Raw genomic sequence first — 16,224 nt, 5'->3', positions numbered from 1 at the left:
ACCCCCTTCCCACGGAAGACGAGGAACCCGCCATGACCACGTTCGCCCCGAGCCCGGCCGCCACCGGCGTCACCGTAGTCCGCGAGCCGGGCAAGCCGGCCATCCTGCACACGCCCGCCTTCGGCACCATGGCCGAGGCCGCCGCGTGGCTGTCCGACCGGCGCGCCGACATCCAGGCCGAGCTGCACCGCTCCGGCGCGGTCATGCTGCGCGGCCTGCCCGTCACGGACGCGGCGACCTTCGCCGAGGCACGGGACGCGCTGATCGCCGAGCGCGCCGGGTACAAGGAGAAGGCCACCCCGCGCACCGACTTCGGCGAGGGCGTCTTCTCCTCCACCGACCTGCCCGCCGCCCAGCCGATCCGCCTCCACAACGAGAACAGCTACACCCTCGACTTCCCCGGCGTGCTGCTCTTCGGCTGCGTCACCGCCTCCGAGACCGGCGGCGCCACCACCGTCGGCGACATGCGGAAGGCCCTCGCCCTCCTCCCGCCGGACCTCGTCGACCGGTTCGCCGAGGCCGGCTGGCTCCTCGTGCGCAACTACTCCGACCTGGCGGGGATGCCCTGGCGCAAGGCGTTCTCCTCGGACGAGCCGGCGGGCGCCGAGGCGTACTGCGACGACCACGCCATCGGCTACGAATGGCTCGACGAGGACACCCTGCGCACCCGCCAGCGCCGCTCCGCGATCATCACCCACCCGGTGACCGGCGAGCGCGTCTGGTTCAACCACTTCGCGTTCTGGAACGCCCGCAGCCTCGACGAGGACGTCCGCGAGGTCCTCACCGAGACGTTCGGCGAGGACGGCCTGCCCTTCCACACCCTCCTGGGCGACGGCACCGCCCTCACCGACGCCGAGGTGGACGCCGTCAACGACGCCTACCAGGCGGTCACCGTGCGGGAGAGCTGGCGGACCGGCGACCTGATGCTCGTCGACAACATCCTCTGCGCCCACGGCCGCGAGTCGTACACCGGGGACCGCAAGATCCTCGTCGCCATGGGCGAGCCGGTGCCGCTGTCCGCCTGCTCCCCGACCTCCGCCCCCTCCACCGCCCCGTACGGAAGGTGAGCCCCGCTATGACCGCCGTCCTCCCCGAGCGCCCCGCCACCCGGCCCGCCCCCCTCCCGGGGGAGCACGCCGCGGACTCCTGCTCCTGCGGCACGTGCGCCGCCGCCGGAACCGGCGCGGCCGACCTGCTCGCCCGGCTCGCCACCGCCCCCGGCGGCCGCACCGCCGTCGTCGCGGGCGACCGCACCCTCACCTTCGACGAACTCCGCGCCGAGGCCGCCGCGTTCGCCGCCCGGATCGCCGCCCTCGGCGCCGGACCGGAGAGCGTCGTCGCGCTCTGCCTGCCGCGCGGCGCCGGACACGTCACCGCGATCATCGGCACCCTCACCGCGGGCGCCGCCTACCTGCCGGTCGACCCCGCCCTGCCCGCCGAGCGCCGCCGCTACCTGGTCGAGGACTCCGGCGCCGACCTGGTGGTGACGGACGGCACGGCCGGATCCCCCGCCCCCGGCACCCGCGCCGTGACGCTCGCCGAGCTGACGGACGCGGACGCCCGGGACGCCGCCCCCGCCCCGTACGCCCCCGTCCCGGTCACCGCCGGCACCCTCGCCTACGTCATCTACACCTCCGGCTCCACCGGCCGCCCCAAGGGCGTGGAGATCGGCCGCGGCGCCGTCTCCCTGCTGCTGCGCGAGCTCGAAGGAGCGGGCGCCGCCACCGGCGAGGGCCGCCGGGTCGGCTGGAACGCCTCCCCGTCGTTCGACGCGTCCGTCCAGCAGTGGATACGGCTCTGCCGGGGCGACACCCTCGTCATGATCGACGAGGAGACCCGCCGCGACCCGGCCCTCCTCGCCGCCCTCGTCGACGAACAGGCCCTCACCGACCTGGACGTCACCCCCTCGCACGCGGACCCGCTGCTCGACCTGCTCACCCCGGACGGCGGCCCGCGCCCGCTGACCCTCCTCGTCGGCGGCGAGGCCATCGGCCCGGCGCTCTGGGACCGCCTGGCCGCCGCCCACGCCTCCGGCCTGCTGCGCGCCCTCAACGTGTACGGGCCCACCGAGTGCACCGTCGACGCCACCGCCGGCTGGATCGACCGGCCGGGCGAACCGCACATCGGCACCGCCCTGCCCGGCCTCCGGGCCCGGCTCCTCGACGCCGACCTCGCCCCGGTGGCGGAGGGGGAGGCCGGCGAGCTGTACCTCACCGGCCCGCGCCTGGCCCGCGGCTACCGCAACCGCCCCGGCCTGACGGCCGAACGCTTCGTCGCCGACCCGTCCGGCGGACGCGCGTACCGCACCGGCGACCGCTGCCGACGGCTCCCCGACGGCCGGCTCGTCTACCTCGGCCGTGCCGACGGCCAGATCAAGCTGCGCGGCCACCGCATCGAACTCCCCGAGATCGAGGCCGCCCTCACCCGGGTGGACGGCGTCGCCGAGGCCGCCGTGATCCTCGGCGAGGACGCGGGCGGCACTCCCGGCCTGATCGCCTACCACCGGGGCGGGGACGCCGCCGCGCTCCGCGCCGCGCTCACCGCCGCCCTGCCCGCGTACATGGTCCCGGCCGCGTACGTCGCCGTGGACCGGTTCGCCACCACCCCCAGCGGCAAGCTCGACCGGGCCGCGCTCCCCACCCGCGTCGAAACGCCGGCGGACCGGGGGCCCGGGACGGCCGGGGCGCCGAGCGGGGCGGCGGAGGAGCTGATCGCCCGCGTCTGGACCCAGGTCCTCGGGGCCGCGTCGATCGGCCCCGACGACAACTTCTTCAAGCTCGGCGGCCACTCCCTGCTCGCCATCAAGCTGGTCTCCCGGGTCCGGGCCGAACTCTCCGTCGCGCTGCCCGTCAAGGCCGTCTACGCCCACCCCCGGCTGCGCGACCTCGCCGCCCACATCGAGGAGCTGACGGCCGCGAAGGATGCCTGACCGCGGCCCCCGCCCTCGTCCCCGCCCCCGTCACCGGCTCACCCACCCGCCTCCGCCACTCCCGAGGAGCAGCAATCGTGATCCCCCTGTCCTACGCCCAGCGCCGGTTGTGGTTCCTGGGCCGGCTCGAAGGTCCGTCGTCGGCGTACAACGCGCCCGTGGTGCTCCGGCTGGGGTCGATGCCCGACGCGGAGGTGTTGGAGGCGGCGGTACGGGACGTGGTGGAGCGGCACGAGGTGCTGCGGACGGTGTATCCGGCGCGGGACGGCGAGCCGTACCAGCGGGTCGTGGACGCGCCCGAGGTGCCGTTCGAGGTCGAGCGGGGCGTGACCGCCGGGGAGGCGGACGCGCGGGCGACGGAGTTCGCACGGCGCACCCTCGACGTGACCGACGAACTGCCCCTACGAGTGCGGCTGTTCGGGGTGGAGGACGGGACGGCGGTGCTGGTGCTGCTGGTCCACCACATCGCCACGGACGGCTGGTCGGTGGGCTGCCTGCTCGCGGACCTGGACCTCGCCTACCGGGCCCGCGCCGAGGGGCGTGCCCCCGGCTGGGAGCCGCTGCCCGTCCAGTATGCCGACTACGCCCTCTGGCAGCGGGACATGCTCGGTGACCCCGAGGACCCCGACAGCACCGCTCACGAGCAACTGGCCTTCTGGCGCGGGGCGCTCGACGGCGTCCCGGCGGAGACGCGGCTGCCCGCCGACCGGCCCCGGCCGACCGAGCCGGGGCAGCGGCGGGGTGCGGCGGTGACCCTGGACCTGGACGCCGGGACCCACCGGGGCCTGACCGCTCTCGCCCGTGCCCGGCGGGCGACGTTCTTCATGGTGGTGCGGTCGGCGCTGTCCCTGGCCCTGCGGGCGGCGGGCGCCGGGTCGGACCTGGTGGTGGGGACGCCGGTGGCGGGGCGGCCGGAGGAGGCGCTGCACGAGCTGGTCGGGTTCTTCGTGAACACGCTGGCGCTGCGGACCGATCTGTCGGGGGATCCGACGCTGGGTGAGCTGGTGGGGCGGGTGCGGGACGCGGACCTGGCGGCGTTCGCCCACGAGGACCTGCCGTTCGACCTGTTGGTGGAGGACCTGAACCCCGAGCGGTCCCTCGGCCGGCACCCCTTCTTCCAGGTCATGGTCAGCGCGCGGACCGCGCAGGACGACCCGTACCACCTGGGCGGCATACCGGCCGTCCTGGACGGCGCCGACCTGGCCGCCGCCAAGTTCGACCTGAGCTTCGACTGCCTGGAGCTGTTCGGGACGGACGGCGAGCCGGACGGGCTGCGGCTCGGACTCCAGTACGCGACCGACCTGTACGACGAGGAGACCGCGCTCCTCCTCCTCGACCTGTTCCGGCGGGCGCTGACCGCCCTCGCCGAGCGGCCGGACGGCACGCCGCTGGGGCGGGTGGACCTCCTCACCGACGAGGAGCGCCGAGAGCTCGACCGCCGTCATCAGGCACTCGCCGAGGCCCGGCGGCAGCGCGCCGGCAGCCGGAAGGAGCCGCGCGACGGCGACCGGGCGCGTACCGCCACGGACCCCCGCGAGGAGATCCTGCGCGGTCTGTTCGCGGAGATCCTGGGGCGGGAGGAGGTGCTGCCGGGGGAGAACTTCTTCAAGCTCGGCGGACACTCCCTCCTCGCGGGCAAGCTCACCAACCGCATTCGCGGCGCCCTCGGCCTCCAGGCCGCCATCCGTGACGTGTTCCTCGCCCCGACCCCCCGCCAGCTCCTGCGGCGGCTCGGTGAGCAGGGCACGGGACCCGCCCGTCCGGTCCTGCGGCCGGTGCCGGAGGAGGCGCGGCCCGAGCGGATCCCGCTCTCCTACGCCCAGCGCCGGTTGTGGTTCCTCGGCCGGCTCGAAGGCCCGTCGTCGGCGTACAACGCGCCCGTGGTGCTCCGGCTGGACGCCATGCCCGACGCGGTGGTCCTGGAGGCGGCGCTGCGGGACGTGACGGAGCGGCACGAGGTGCTGCGGACGGTGTATCCGGCGCGGGACGGCGAGCCGTACCAGCGGGTCGTGGACGCGGCCGGGACACGGGTGGAGGTCGAGGAGCGCACCCCCGTCGGCGAAGCACGGGCGCGGGCGACGGACTTCGCCCGGACGACGATCGACGTCACCAGTGAACTTCCCCTCCGCGTCAGGCTGTTCGCGGTGGAGGACGGGACGGCGGTGCTGGTGCTGCTCGTCCACCACATCGCCACGGACGGCTGGTCCGTGGACCGCCTCCTCGCGGACCTGGACCTCGCCTACCGCGCCCGCGCCGAGGGCCGCGCTCCCGACTGGGAGCCGCTGCCCGTCCAGTACGCCGACTACACCCTCTGGCAGCGCGACCTCCTCGACGCCGGACACGACTTCCTGGGCAGCAGGCTGGCCTTCTGGCGTACGGCGCTCGACGGCGCTCCGGCGGAGACGCGGCTGCCCGCCGACCGGCCCCGGTCCACCGAGCCCGGGCAGCGGCGGGGCGCCGTGGTGACCGCGGAGGTCGACGCGGGCGTCCACAGGGCGCTCGGCGGCCTCGCCCGTGCGCAGCGGGCGACGTTCTTCATGGTGGCACGGTCGGCGCTGTCCCTGGCCCTGCGGGCGGCGGGCGCCGGCTCCGATCTGGTGGTCGGGACGCCGGTCGCCGGCCGGCCGGAGGAGGCGCTGCACGATCTCGTCGGGTTCTTCGTGAACACGCTGGCCCTGCGGACCGACCTGTCGGGCGATCCGACCCTCGGTGAGCTGGTGGGACGCGTACGGGACGCGGACCTCGCCGCGTTCGCGCACGACGACCTGCCGTTCGACCTGCTCGTGGAGGACCTGAACCCCGAGCGGTCCCTCGGACGGCACCCCTTCTTCCAGGTCGTGGTCAGCGCCCAGACCGCCGGGGAGGCGCAGGACACGGCCCGTGGCCTCGGCGGCATCCCCGGCACCCTGGACGGCGCCGACCTGGCCACCGCCAAGTTCGACCTCGGCTTCCACTGCGCCGAGACCCTCGGCCCCGACGGCGCACCGGGCGGCGTGCTGCTCGGACTCCAGTACGCGACCGACCTGTACGACGAGGGGACCGCGCTCCTGCTCCTCGACCTGTTCCGGCGGGCGCTGACCGCCCTCGCCGAGCGGCCCGCCGACACGCCCCTCGACGCCGTCCGCCTGGTCACCGACGAGGAGCGCCGGGACCTGGACCGGCGCCACGAGGCCCTCGCCGCCGCCGGGCGGAGCCGTACCGCGTCCGGAAAGGGCGCACGGGACGGGGTCCGGGCCGTCACGGACCCCCGGGAGGAGATCCTGCGGGGACTGTTCGCGGAGATCCTGGGGCGGGAGGAGGTGCTGCCGGGGGAGAACTTCTTCAAGCTCGGCGGGCACTCCCTCCTCGCGGGCAAGCTCACCAACCGGATCCGCAAGGCCCTCGGGCTCCAGGCCGCCATCCGTGACGTGTTCCTCGCCCCGACCCCCCGCCAGCTCCTGCGGCGGCTCGGTGAGCAGGAGGCCGGGCCCGCCCGTCCGATCCTGCGGCCCGTGCCGGAGGAGGCGCGCCCCGAGCGGATCCCGCTCTCCTCCGCCCAGCGCCGGCTGTGGTTCCTGAACCGGCTCGAAGGACCGTCCGCCACCTACAACATCCCCGTGGTGACCCGGCTCCACCGCCCCCTGGACCCGGCCGTGTTCGCCGCCGCCCTCGCGGACGTCGCCGCCCGGCACGAGGTGCTGCGCACCGTCTACCGCTCCACCGGCGGCGAACCCCACCAGCAGGTCCTCGACGGCGCCGTGCCCGTCCTCGAACAGGTCCGGGCCGACGGCCCCGACGCGCTGCGGGCGGCCGTCGACGAGGCCGCCGGGCACGTCTTCGACCTGGCCGCCGAGATCCCCTTCCGGGCCCGGCTCGTCACCGGCGCCGACGGCGGCCAGGTGATGGTGCTGCTCCTGCACCACATCGCGGGCGACGGCTGGTCCACCCCGTGCCTCCTCGCCGACCTCGACACCGCCTACCGCGCCCGCGCCGAGGGCCGCGCCCCCGGCTGGGAGCCGCTGCCCGTCCAGTACGCCGACTACACCCTCTGGCAGCGCGACCTCCTCGACGGCGAACACGGCCTCTCGGGCGAGCAGTTGACCCACTGGCGCACCGCCCTCGACGGGCTGCCGCCGCTGCTCGCCCTGCCCACCGACCGGCCGCGCCCGGCGGAGAGCGACGGGGCCGGCGCCCTCACCGGCTTCGACGTGAGCGCCGCCACCCACCGGGCCCTGCTGCGCCGCGCCCGGAGCAGTGGCGCCACCCTCTTCATGGTCGTGCAGGCCGCCCTCGCCGCCCTCCTCACCCGGCACGGCGCGGGCACCGACATCGCGATCGGCACCACCGTCGCCGGCCGCGCGGACGACGCCCTGCACCCCCTCGTCGGCTTCTTCGTCAACACGCTGGTGCTGCGCACCGACACCTCGGGCGACCCGGCCTTCACCGACCTGGTGCACCGCGTCCGCGAGACGGGCCTCGCCGCCTACAGCCACCAGGACCTCCCCTTCGACCGGCTCGTGGAGCACCTCAGCCCGCACCGCTCCGCCGCCCACGCCCCGCTCGTCCAGGTGATGCTCCAGGTCCACGCCGCGAGCGCCGAGGCCGCCCCCGGCGCCCCGGGCGTCCTGGACGGCGAACCGGTCGCGTTCCGCGCGGTCGGCGCCAAGTCCGACCTCACCTTCGCGCTCACCGAACTCACCGGCGCGGACGGCGCCCCGGCCGGGCTGCGCGGCGCCCTCGAATACGCCACCGCCCTCTACGACGAGGACACCGCCCGCCTCCTGGCCCGGCGCCTCGTCGAGACCCTCGACGCGTTCGCCGCCGACCCCGGACTCCCGCTGTCCGGACCGGAGTACGGCCCGGCCGCCCCCTCGGGACCGGAGGCCGTACGGGACGAGAAGGGGCGCCCCGCACCCGTACGGGTGCCCGGCGAGGTGTACGCGTCGGTCCCCGGCGGCGGCGCGCGGCCCACCGGCCGGCGGGCCTTCCCGGCCGCCGACGGCACCCTGCGGCCCGTCGCCGTCCTCACCGCGGGCGGCTACCCGGTGGAGCCCGGACGGGTCGAGGACGTCCTCATCGGCCGTCCCGGCGTGACCGGGGCGACCGTCGCCGTCCGCGAGGACCGGCTGTACGCGTACGTCACCGTCACCGTCCCCGCTGCGCCCGGGAGTTCCGGCGCTCCCGGCGAGGCGGAGCTGCGGGCCTTCGCCGCCGAGCGGCTGCCCGAGTACCTGGTCCCCGCCCGGGTCGTCGTGGTGGACCGGCTGCCCGCCCCCGGCGAGCACTCCGACCTCGTTCCGGAGGGGGAGGCGCCGGGCGCGGCCGCCCGGGAGGACGAGCTGCTCGCCCTCTTCCGCGACGTCCTCGGCGGGCGGCCCCTCGGCCCGGACGACAACTTCTTCAAGTCCGGCGGCCACTCCCTCCTCGCGGTCCGGCTGCTCAACCGGATCCGCGCCGAACTCGGCCGCGACCTCACCCTGCGGGACGTGTTCCGCAACCCGACCGCGGCCTCCCTCGCGCGGCGCCTCGCCGACGCGGACCGGACGTCCGCCGACACGGGCCGGACACCCGCCGACGCGGACCGGACGTCCGCCGACACGGGCCGGACACCCGCCGGCGCCGGTCGGGCGTCCGCCGACGCGGGCCGGACACCCGCCGACGTGCCGCCCGCGCCCTCCGGACCGGTGCCGCCCCGCCCGCCCGCCGTCCCGGCGCTGCGGCGGCGGACCAGGGCGGGGGCCCGCCAGGGCCGCTGACGGCCCGGCACCGGCAGCTCCGGACGGCGTCTTCTGCCGCCCGGAGCCGCCGGTCCGACTGCCCCGGGAGCGGGGGAACCGCGCCTAGCGTGAAGGGCACGGAGGCGAGAGGAACCGTTCGCCCCGGTCTCTCGGCCCCTTACCGGAGGAACCCAGAATGCCCCCCAGCGGAACGGACGACCTGCTCGACGGCGGACCCTCTCCCGCCCCCGCCCCGCCCGTGCTCGACCTGTTCGCCCACCAGGTCCGCACCCGCCCCGACGCCCCCGCCCTCGTCCACGCCGACACCCGCCTGACGTACGCGCAGCTCGCCGCGGCCGTGGACGGAAGGGCCCGGGAACTCGCCGCCCTGGGCGCGGCCCCCGGCCGCCTCGTCGCCCTCCACCGGCTCCGGGGCGTCGACGCGATCGTCGGCCTCCTCGCCGTCCTCACCACCGGCGCCGCCTACCTGCCGCTCGACGTCCAGGCCCCCGACGCCCGCAACGCGGCCATCCTCCGGGACGCCTGCGGCGACCTGGCCCCCACCCCGGCCGAGGTCGCCCGGCACGGCGAACTCGTCCTCGACGGGCCCGGTACGGAGGAGGGAGCCGCCTACGTCATCTACACCTCCGGCTCCACCGGCACCCCGAACGGCGTCGTCGTCGCCCACGACTCCCTCGCCCACTTCGTCGCCGGCGCGACCCCCGCCTACGGCATCGGCCCCGACTCCCGGGTCCTCCAGTTCAGCCCGCTGCACTTCGACGCCAGCGTCCAGGAGGTCTTCCCGACCCTCGGCGCGGGCGGCACCCTCGTCCTGCGCACCGACGACATGCTCGACGTCGGCGAACTCCTCGCCGGCTGCGAGCGCCACGGCATCACCCTCCTCGACCTGCCCGCCGCCTACTGGCACGAGCTCGTCCACGTCCTGACCACCGGCTCCGTCCGCCTCCCGGACCACCTGCGCACCGTGCTCGTCTACGGCGAGGCCGTCCTGCCCGAGCGGATCGCCCAGTGGCGCGGCCTGGCCGGCGACCGGATCCGCCTCCTCAACGGCTACGGCCCGACCGAGACCACCGTCGTGGCCACCGTCGCCGACCTCACCCGGCACGAGGCGGGCCCCGTCCCCATCGGACGGCCCCTGCCCGGCGTCCGCGCCGCCGTCGTCGCCGGTGAACTCTGGCTCCTGGGCGGCGGCCTGACCCGGGGTTACCTGCACCGGCCCGAGCTGAACGCCCGCCGCTTCACCACCCTGGACGGCGAGCGCGCCTACCGCACCGGCGACCTCGTCACCGTCGGCGAGGACCGGCAGATCCTCTACCACGGGCGCCTCGACGACGAGGTGAAGATCGGCGGCCAGCGCATCGACCCCGCCGCCGTAGACTCCGTCCTCGCCGGCCACCCCGCCGTCCGGGAGGCCGCCGTCGTCGCCCAGCAGGACGCCGAGGGCGTCAAGCGGCTCGTCGCCTTCGTCGTCACCGAGGGCGGCACCGGCGCGGAGGAGCTGCGCGCCCGGGTCCGCGACCGGATGCCGCCCGCGGCCGTGCCCGCCGTCAGCGTCGTCGTCGCCCTGCCCCGCACCAGCTCCGGCAAGATCGACCGGAAGAAGCTCCGCACCACCGACCCGCGCCTCCCCGTCGTCCACGAGGAGCCCCTGCCGGCCGGGGACCGGGTGCCGCTCTCCCACGCGCAGCGGCGCCTCTGGCTGGTCAACCAGTTCGACGGCCCGTCCGCCGCCTACAACATGCCGGTCGTCCTCCACCTGGACGCGGTGCCCGACCGCACCGCCCTGGCCGCCGCCGTCACCGACCTCGCCGAACGGCACGAGGTGCTGCGCACCGTGTTCCTCGCGCCCGACGACGAGCCGTACCAGCACGTCCTGGCCCCCACCGCCGTCCGGCTCCGCACCGTCGAGTGCCCCGCCGCCGAACTCCCCGCCCGGGTCGCCGCCTTCACCGCCGAAACCTTCGACCTCTCCCGCGAACTGCCCCTGCGCGTCGCCCTCTTCGTCCCCGACGAGGGCCCCGGCGCCACCCTCGCCGTCCTGCTCCACCACGTCGCGGGCGACGGCTGGTCCCTCACCCCCCTGATGACCGACCTGGCCCGCGCCCACGCCGCCCGTACCGGAGGCGAAGCCCCCGACTGGGAGCCGCTGCCCGTCCAGTACGCCGACTACACCCTCTGGCAGAACGACGTCCTCGGCACCCCGGACGACCCCGAGTCCCTCACCGCCCGGGGCCTCGCCCACTGGCGGGCCGCCCTCGACGGCCTGCCCGAAGCGACCGACCTGCCCCTCGACCGGCCCCGGCCCGCCGTCCGCGACCACGCCGGCGCCCAGGTGACCACCCTCCTGGGACCCGGCGTCCACGCACGGCTCGTCCGCCTCGCCGAGGAGCACCACGCCAGCGTGCTGATGGTCCTCCAGGCCGCCCTCGGCCTCGCCCTGCGGGCGGCCGGAGCCGGTGACCGGGTCGCCCTCGGCACCCCCGTCGCCGGACGCGACGACGAAGCCCTCGACGACCTGGTCGGCTTCTTCGTCAACACCCTCGTGCTGCCCACCGACACCTCCGGCGGGCCCGCCTTCACCGGCCTCCTGCGACGGGTCCGCGACACCGTCCTCGCCGCCTTCGACCACCAGGGCCTCCCCTTCGACCTCCTCGTCGAACACCTCAACCCGCCCCGCACGCCCGGCCTCCACCCCCTCTTCCAGGTGATGCTCACCCTGCGCACCACCGGGACCGGCGACGACGCGTTCCGGCTCGGCGCGAGTGAGGGCCGGTTCGCCGCGGACGGCCCGGCCACCACCAAGTTCGACCTGACCGCCGCCTGCGAGGAGCTCCGCGACGCCGACGGCGCCCCCGCCGGACTGCGGATCGCCCTGGAGTACGCCACGGACGTCCTCGACGAGAACACCGCCCTGCTCCTCCTCACCGCCCTGGAACGCGCCCTGCGCACCGCCGCCGACCGGCCCGGCGACCCCGTCCCGGACACCGCGCTCGTCACCCCCGCCGACCGGCTCGCCCTCGACGGGCGGCGCGCCCGCACCGCCGCCCGCGCCGTCGAGACCGCCGCCGAGGAGGCCCTCGCCGCCGCGCACGCCGGCACCGAACCGCCCCCGGCCCACGTCGGCGTCCTGTGCGAGCTGTTCGCCGAGGTCCTCGGCCTGGACCGGGTGGACCCGCACGAGGGGTTCTTCACCATCGGCGGCCACTCCATGAGCGGCGTGCGCCTCGCCAACCGGATCCGCGCCCGCCTCGGCGCCGACGTCCAGGTCCGCGACCTCCTCCTCGCCCCCACCCCCGAGGCCCTCGCCCGCCGCATCGCCGGCCGCGAGACCGCCCCGGGCCCCGGCGGCACCGCCGCGACCCCCCGGCCCCGGCCTGTCCCGCGCCCGGACCGGCCCGCCCGGCTCCCCCTCTCGTACGCCCAGCGCCGCCTGTGGTTCATCGACACCCTCGAAGGGCCCGGCGCCTCCTACAACATCCCCCTCGTCCTGCGGCCCGCCGCGCCGCTCGACCCGGACGCCCTCGCCCGGGCGCTCACCGACCTCTCCGACCGCCACGAGGTGCTCCGCACCCGCTACCGGACCGTCGACGGCGAACCCCACCAGGAGGTCCTGACCGGGGTCCGGCCCCCGCTCGACGTACGGACCGTCCCCGCCGGGCGGCTCCCCGAAGCCGTCGCCGAAGCAGCCGGACACGTCTTCGACCTGGCCCGGGACACCCCGCTCCGGGCCACCCTCCTGACCACCGGGGAGGACGCGCCCGACGGACAGGTCCTCGTCCTCCTCGTCCACCACATCGCCGCCGACGGCTGGTCCACCGGACCCCTCCTCGCCGACCTCACCACCGCCTACCTCGCCCGCGCCGAGGGCCGCGCCCCCGACCGGGAGCCGCTGCCCCTCCAGTACGCCGACTACACCCTCTGGCAGCGCGACCTGACCGAAGGGCCCGCCGCCCGCGACCACCTGGAGTTCTGGGAGAAGACCCTGGCCGGCGCGCCGCCCGTCCTCGAACTGCCCTCCGCCCGGCCCCGGCCCGCCGAGGCCACCCACCGCGGCGGACACGCCCCCGTCGCCCTCGACCCCGCCGCCCACCGGGCCCTGGAGGCCCTGGCCCGGCGCAGCGGCACCACCCTCCTCATGGTCCTCCAGACCGCCCTGGCCGCCGTCCTCACCCGGCACGGCGCCGGCACCGACCTGTCGCTCGCCACCATGACCGCCGGACGCGACGACGAGAACCTGGGCGACCTCGTCGGCTTCTTCGTCAACACCCTGGTGCTGCGCACCGACACCTCCGGCGACCCCACCTTCGCCGAACTCCTCGAACGCGTCCGGCGTGCCGACCTCGCCGCCTACGCCCACCAGGAACTCCCCTTCGACCGCGTCGTCGAACACCTCAACCCCGTCCGCACCACCGCCCACCACCCGCTGGCCCAGGTCGTCGTCCAGCTCCACCACGACTACACCCGCGACGCCCCCGGCGCGGCCGCCGCCCGCGGCCTCTTCCGGGAGGACGGACCCGCCCTCCTCGACACCGTCTCCACCAAGTTCGACCTCACCTTCGCCCTGACGGAGCTGCGGGACGCCGAAGGACGCCCCGGCGGCCTGACCGGCGGCCTGGAGTACGCCACGGACCTGTTCGACGCCCCCACCGCCGCCCTGCTCGCCACCCACCTGGACCGCACCCTGCGCGCCGCCGCGACCGACCCCGGCGTACGGATCGGGGACGTCGGCCTCCTCACCGACGCCGACCGCCTCCGGCTCGTCGGCGAGTACAACGACACCGCCACCGTGCCGCCCCCGGGGCCGGACACCGTCCACGAGCGGATCGCCCGCCGGGCCGCGCGCACCCCCGACGCCCCCGCGCTCGTCACCGACGACGAGACCGTCGGCTACGGCGCACTCGACGCCCGCGCCGACGCGCTCGCCGCCCGCCTCCGCGCGGCCGGGACGCGCCGGGGCGACACCGTCGGCGTCCTCCTCGACCGGGGCGTGCCCCTGGTGGTGACGGCGCTCGCCGTCCTCAAGTGCGGCGCCGCGTACCTCCCGCTGGACCCCCGCCTCCCCGGGGCCAGGATCCGGCTGATGACCGAGGACGCCGGGGCCCGCCTGGTGGCGACCGACGCGGCGCGCGCCGCCGCCCTCCCGGCGGGGTTCCCCGCCTCCGTGCTCGACGTCGACGCGCCCGGCACGGCACCGGGGGAGGAGGACCACGAGGACGCCCCCGCCACCGGGGACGACCTGATGTACGTGATGTTCACCTCCGGATCGACCGGCCGGCCCAAGGGCGTCGGCGTCACCCACCGCAACGTCCTCGAACTCGCCGCCGACCGCGACCTCGCCACCGGCGGGCCCCGGCGGATGCTGGTGCACTCCGCGACCGGCTTCGACGCCTCCGTCTTCGAGACGTGGCCGCCGCTGCTCTCCGGCGGCAGCCTCGTGATCACCCCCGGCGACGGCACCGACCTCGCCGAGACCGCCCGCGCCGTCCACCGGCACGGCGTCACCTGCGCCTACTTCACCGTGGGCCTGTTCCACGTCATGGCCGACGAGGGCCTGGACACCCTCCGGGCCCTGCGCGAAGTGTGGACCGGCGGGGACGTCGCCTCCCCGGCCGCCGTGCAGCGGGTCCTCACCCACTGCCCCGACACCGTCCTCGTCCACTCCTACGGACCCACCGAGACCACCTTCGCCTCCCACAACCAGTGGTTCACCACCGGACAGCGCACCCTGCGGGGCGCAGGCGTCCACCTCGGCCGGCCCATGGACAACACCCGTAGCCACGTCCTCGACGACGCGCTGCGGCCCGTGCCGCCCGGCGTCCCCGGCGAGCTGTACCTCGCGGGCACCCACCTGGCCCGGGGCTACGTCGGCCGCCCCGGCACGACCGCCGAACGGTTCGTCCCCGACCCCTTCGAGAACGACGGCAGCCGCATGTACCGCACCGGCGACCGCGTCCTGTGGACCCCCGACGGCGAACTCCGCTTCCTCGGCCGCGCGGACGGCCAGATCAAGCTGCGCGGCGTACGGATCGAACCCGGCGAGGTCGAGCGGGCGCTCGCCGAACACCCCGCCGTCGGCCAGGCCCTCGCCGTGGTCCGCGAGGACCGGCCCGGCGAGAAGACCCTCGTCGGCTACGCCGTCCCCCGCGCCGGCGACTCCGTCACCGAGGCCGAACTCCTCGCCGCCGCCCGCGCCACGCTCCCCGAACACCTCGTGCCCTCCGCCGTCGTCGTCCTCGACGCCCTGCCGCTGACCGTCAACGGCAAACCCGACCGCGCGGCCCTCCCCGCCCCCCACCGGCCCGCCCCGGCCGAAGGCGGACGGCGGCCCCGCAACGCGCGCGAGGAGGTGCTGTGCGCCCTGTTCGCCGAGATCCTCGACGTGCCGGAGGTCGGCATCGACGACAACTTCTTCTTCCTGGGCGGCCACTCTCTGCTCGGCGTCCGCCTGGTCAACCGGATGCGTGGCGTCCTGGGCGTCGAGCGCACCGTCCGCGACCTCTTCCGGCTGCCGACCCCCGCCGGACTCCTCGGCCCGTACGACGACGGGGACGAGGCCGGGAGCGGGTCCGACGGCACGGCCGCCGCCCTGGGCGTCCTGCTGCCGCTCAGCACCCGGGGCACCCGCCGCCCGCTGTTCTGCGTCCACCCCGGGACCGGCGTCGGCTGGGCCTACGCGGGCCTCGCCCGCCACCTCGGCGACGACCAGCCGCTGTACGCCCTCCAGGCCCGCGCTCTGAGCGACCCCGGCCACCGGCCGCGCAGCGTCGAGGAGATGGCCGACGACTACCTGGAGCGGATCCGCCGGGTCCAGCCCTGGGGCCCCTACCGGCTGCTCGGCTGGTCGTACGGCGGCATCGTCGCCCACACCATGGCCGTACGGCTCCGCGAGGCCGGCGAACGGGTCGAACTCCTCGCCCTGATGGACGTCCACCAGACCGGGCCCGGCAGCGTCTCCGTACTGCCGCCGGAGGAACGGGCGGCGGCGCCCGCCGGGGACCTCACGGAGGCGGAGGCGGTGGCGCGGATCCGCCGCGAGGACCCCGTCCTCGCCGGCTTCTCCGACACCGAGCTCCGGGCGGTGCTGCGGGCCTCCGAGACCCACGCCGGGCTCATGGCCCGGCACGTGCCGGGGATCGCCGACACCGACGCGGTGTTCTTCACCGCCCGTCGGCCGGGGGAACCGGAAGGTGCCCTCGCCGCCACCTGGATTCCCCACGTCCAGGGAATCGTCGACAATCACACCGTCGAATGCGGACACCTCGAAATGGCCGGACCGGAACCACTCGCCCACATCGGAAAAATTCTCTCGGAGAAACTCTCCACCCTGCAGAAGAAGGAAATGAGGAGCCAGTCATGAGCGATTCCGTCAACCCGTTCGACAACGCCGAGGGAACCTTCCACGTCGTCGTGAACGACGAGGGCCAGCACTCCCTGTGGCCGGCCTTCGCGGACGTCCCCGGCGGCTGGACCAGCGTCCACGGCCCCACCGGCCGGGCCGAGGCCCTGGAGTACGTCACCACCCACTGGACCGACATCCGCCCGCGCGGCCTCGTCGCCCAGTACGCCTGACGCCGCCCC

Annotated in this window: 5 protein-coding genes; all 5 read left to right on the top strand. The window is 76.1% G+C overall.

Going from position 1 to position 16,224, the window contains the following annotated elements; all coding sequences use genetic code 11:
* Positions 1–32 precede the first annotated feature (32 nt).
* The gene (locus tag ACIQD7_RS09765; RefSeq protein WP_402441087.1) at positions 33–1,067 is read left to right on the top strand and encodes a TauD/TfdA family dioxygenase; all 1,035 of its coding nucleotides are present in this window, start codon (positions 33–35) and stop codon (positions 1,065–1,067) included.
* 8 nt (positions 1,068–1,075) lie between these two features.
* Entirely contained in the window at positions 1,076–2,929 is a 1,854-nt protein-coding gene (locus ACIQD7_RS09760) for an amino acid adenylation domain-containing protein (protein WP_402441085.1), read from the top strand.
* 77 nt (positions 2,930–3,006) lie between these two features.
* Complete coding sequence (locus ACIQD7_RS09755; protein WP_402441083.1) at positions 3,007–8,664, top strand: condensation domain-containing protein; 5,658 nt, start codon at positions 3,007–3,009, stop codon at positions 8,662–8,664.
* 157 nt (positions 8,665–8,821) lie between these two features.
* Positions 8,822–16,003, top strand: a complete 7,182-nt coding sequence (locus ACIQD7_RS09750; protein WP_402441081.1) for an amino acid adenylation domain-containing protein — start codon at positions 8,822–8,824, stop codon at positions 16,001–16,003.
* Positions 16,000–16,215 carry an MbtH family protein gene (locus tag ACIQD7_RS09745; protein ID WP_053640767.1) on the top strand — a complete coding sequence of 72 codons (216 nt, stop codon included), beginning with the start codon at positions 16,000–16,002 and terminating at the stop codon, positions 16,213–16,215. Before ACIQD7_RS09750 ends, ACIQD7_RS09745 begins: the two co-directional genes overlap by 4 nt.
* Positions 16,216–16,224: the final 9 nt, after the last annotated feature.

This window comes from Streptomyces sp. NPDC093071, assembly GCF_044754545.1.
Lineage (GTDB): Bacteria > Actinomycetota > Actinomycetes > Streptomycetales > Streptomycetaceae > Streptomyces.
Note: the sequence above shows the minus strand (reverse complement) of the source record. Positions and strands in the feature narration are given on the sequence as shown.

Excerpts from the sequence above, each read along its gene's own strand:
- ACIQD7_RS09750 (WP_402441081.1), top strand. The coding sequence starts at position 8,822 with ATGCCCCCCAGCGGAACGGACGACCTGCTCGACGGCGGACCCTCTCCC.
- ACIQD7_RS09745 (WP_053640767.1), top strand. The coding sequence starts at position 16,000 with ATGAGCGATTCCGTCAACCCGTTCGACAACGCCGAGGGAACCTTCCAC.
- ACIQD7_RS09760 (WP_402441085.1), top strand. The coding sequence starts at position 1,076 with ATGACCGCCGTCCTCCCCGAGCGCCCCGCCACCCGGCCCGCCCCCCTC.
- ACIQD7_RS09765 (WP_402441087.1), top strand. The coding sequence starts at position 33 with ATGACCACGTTCGCCCCGAGCCCGGCCGCCACCGGCGTCACCGTAGTC.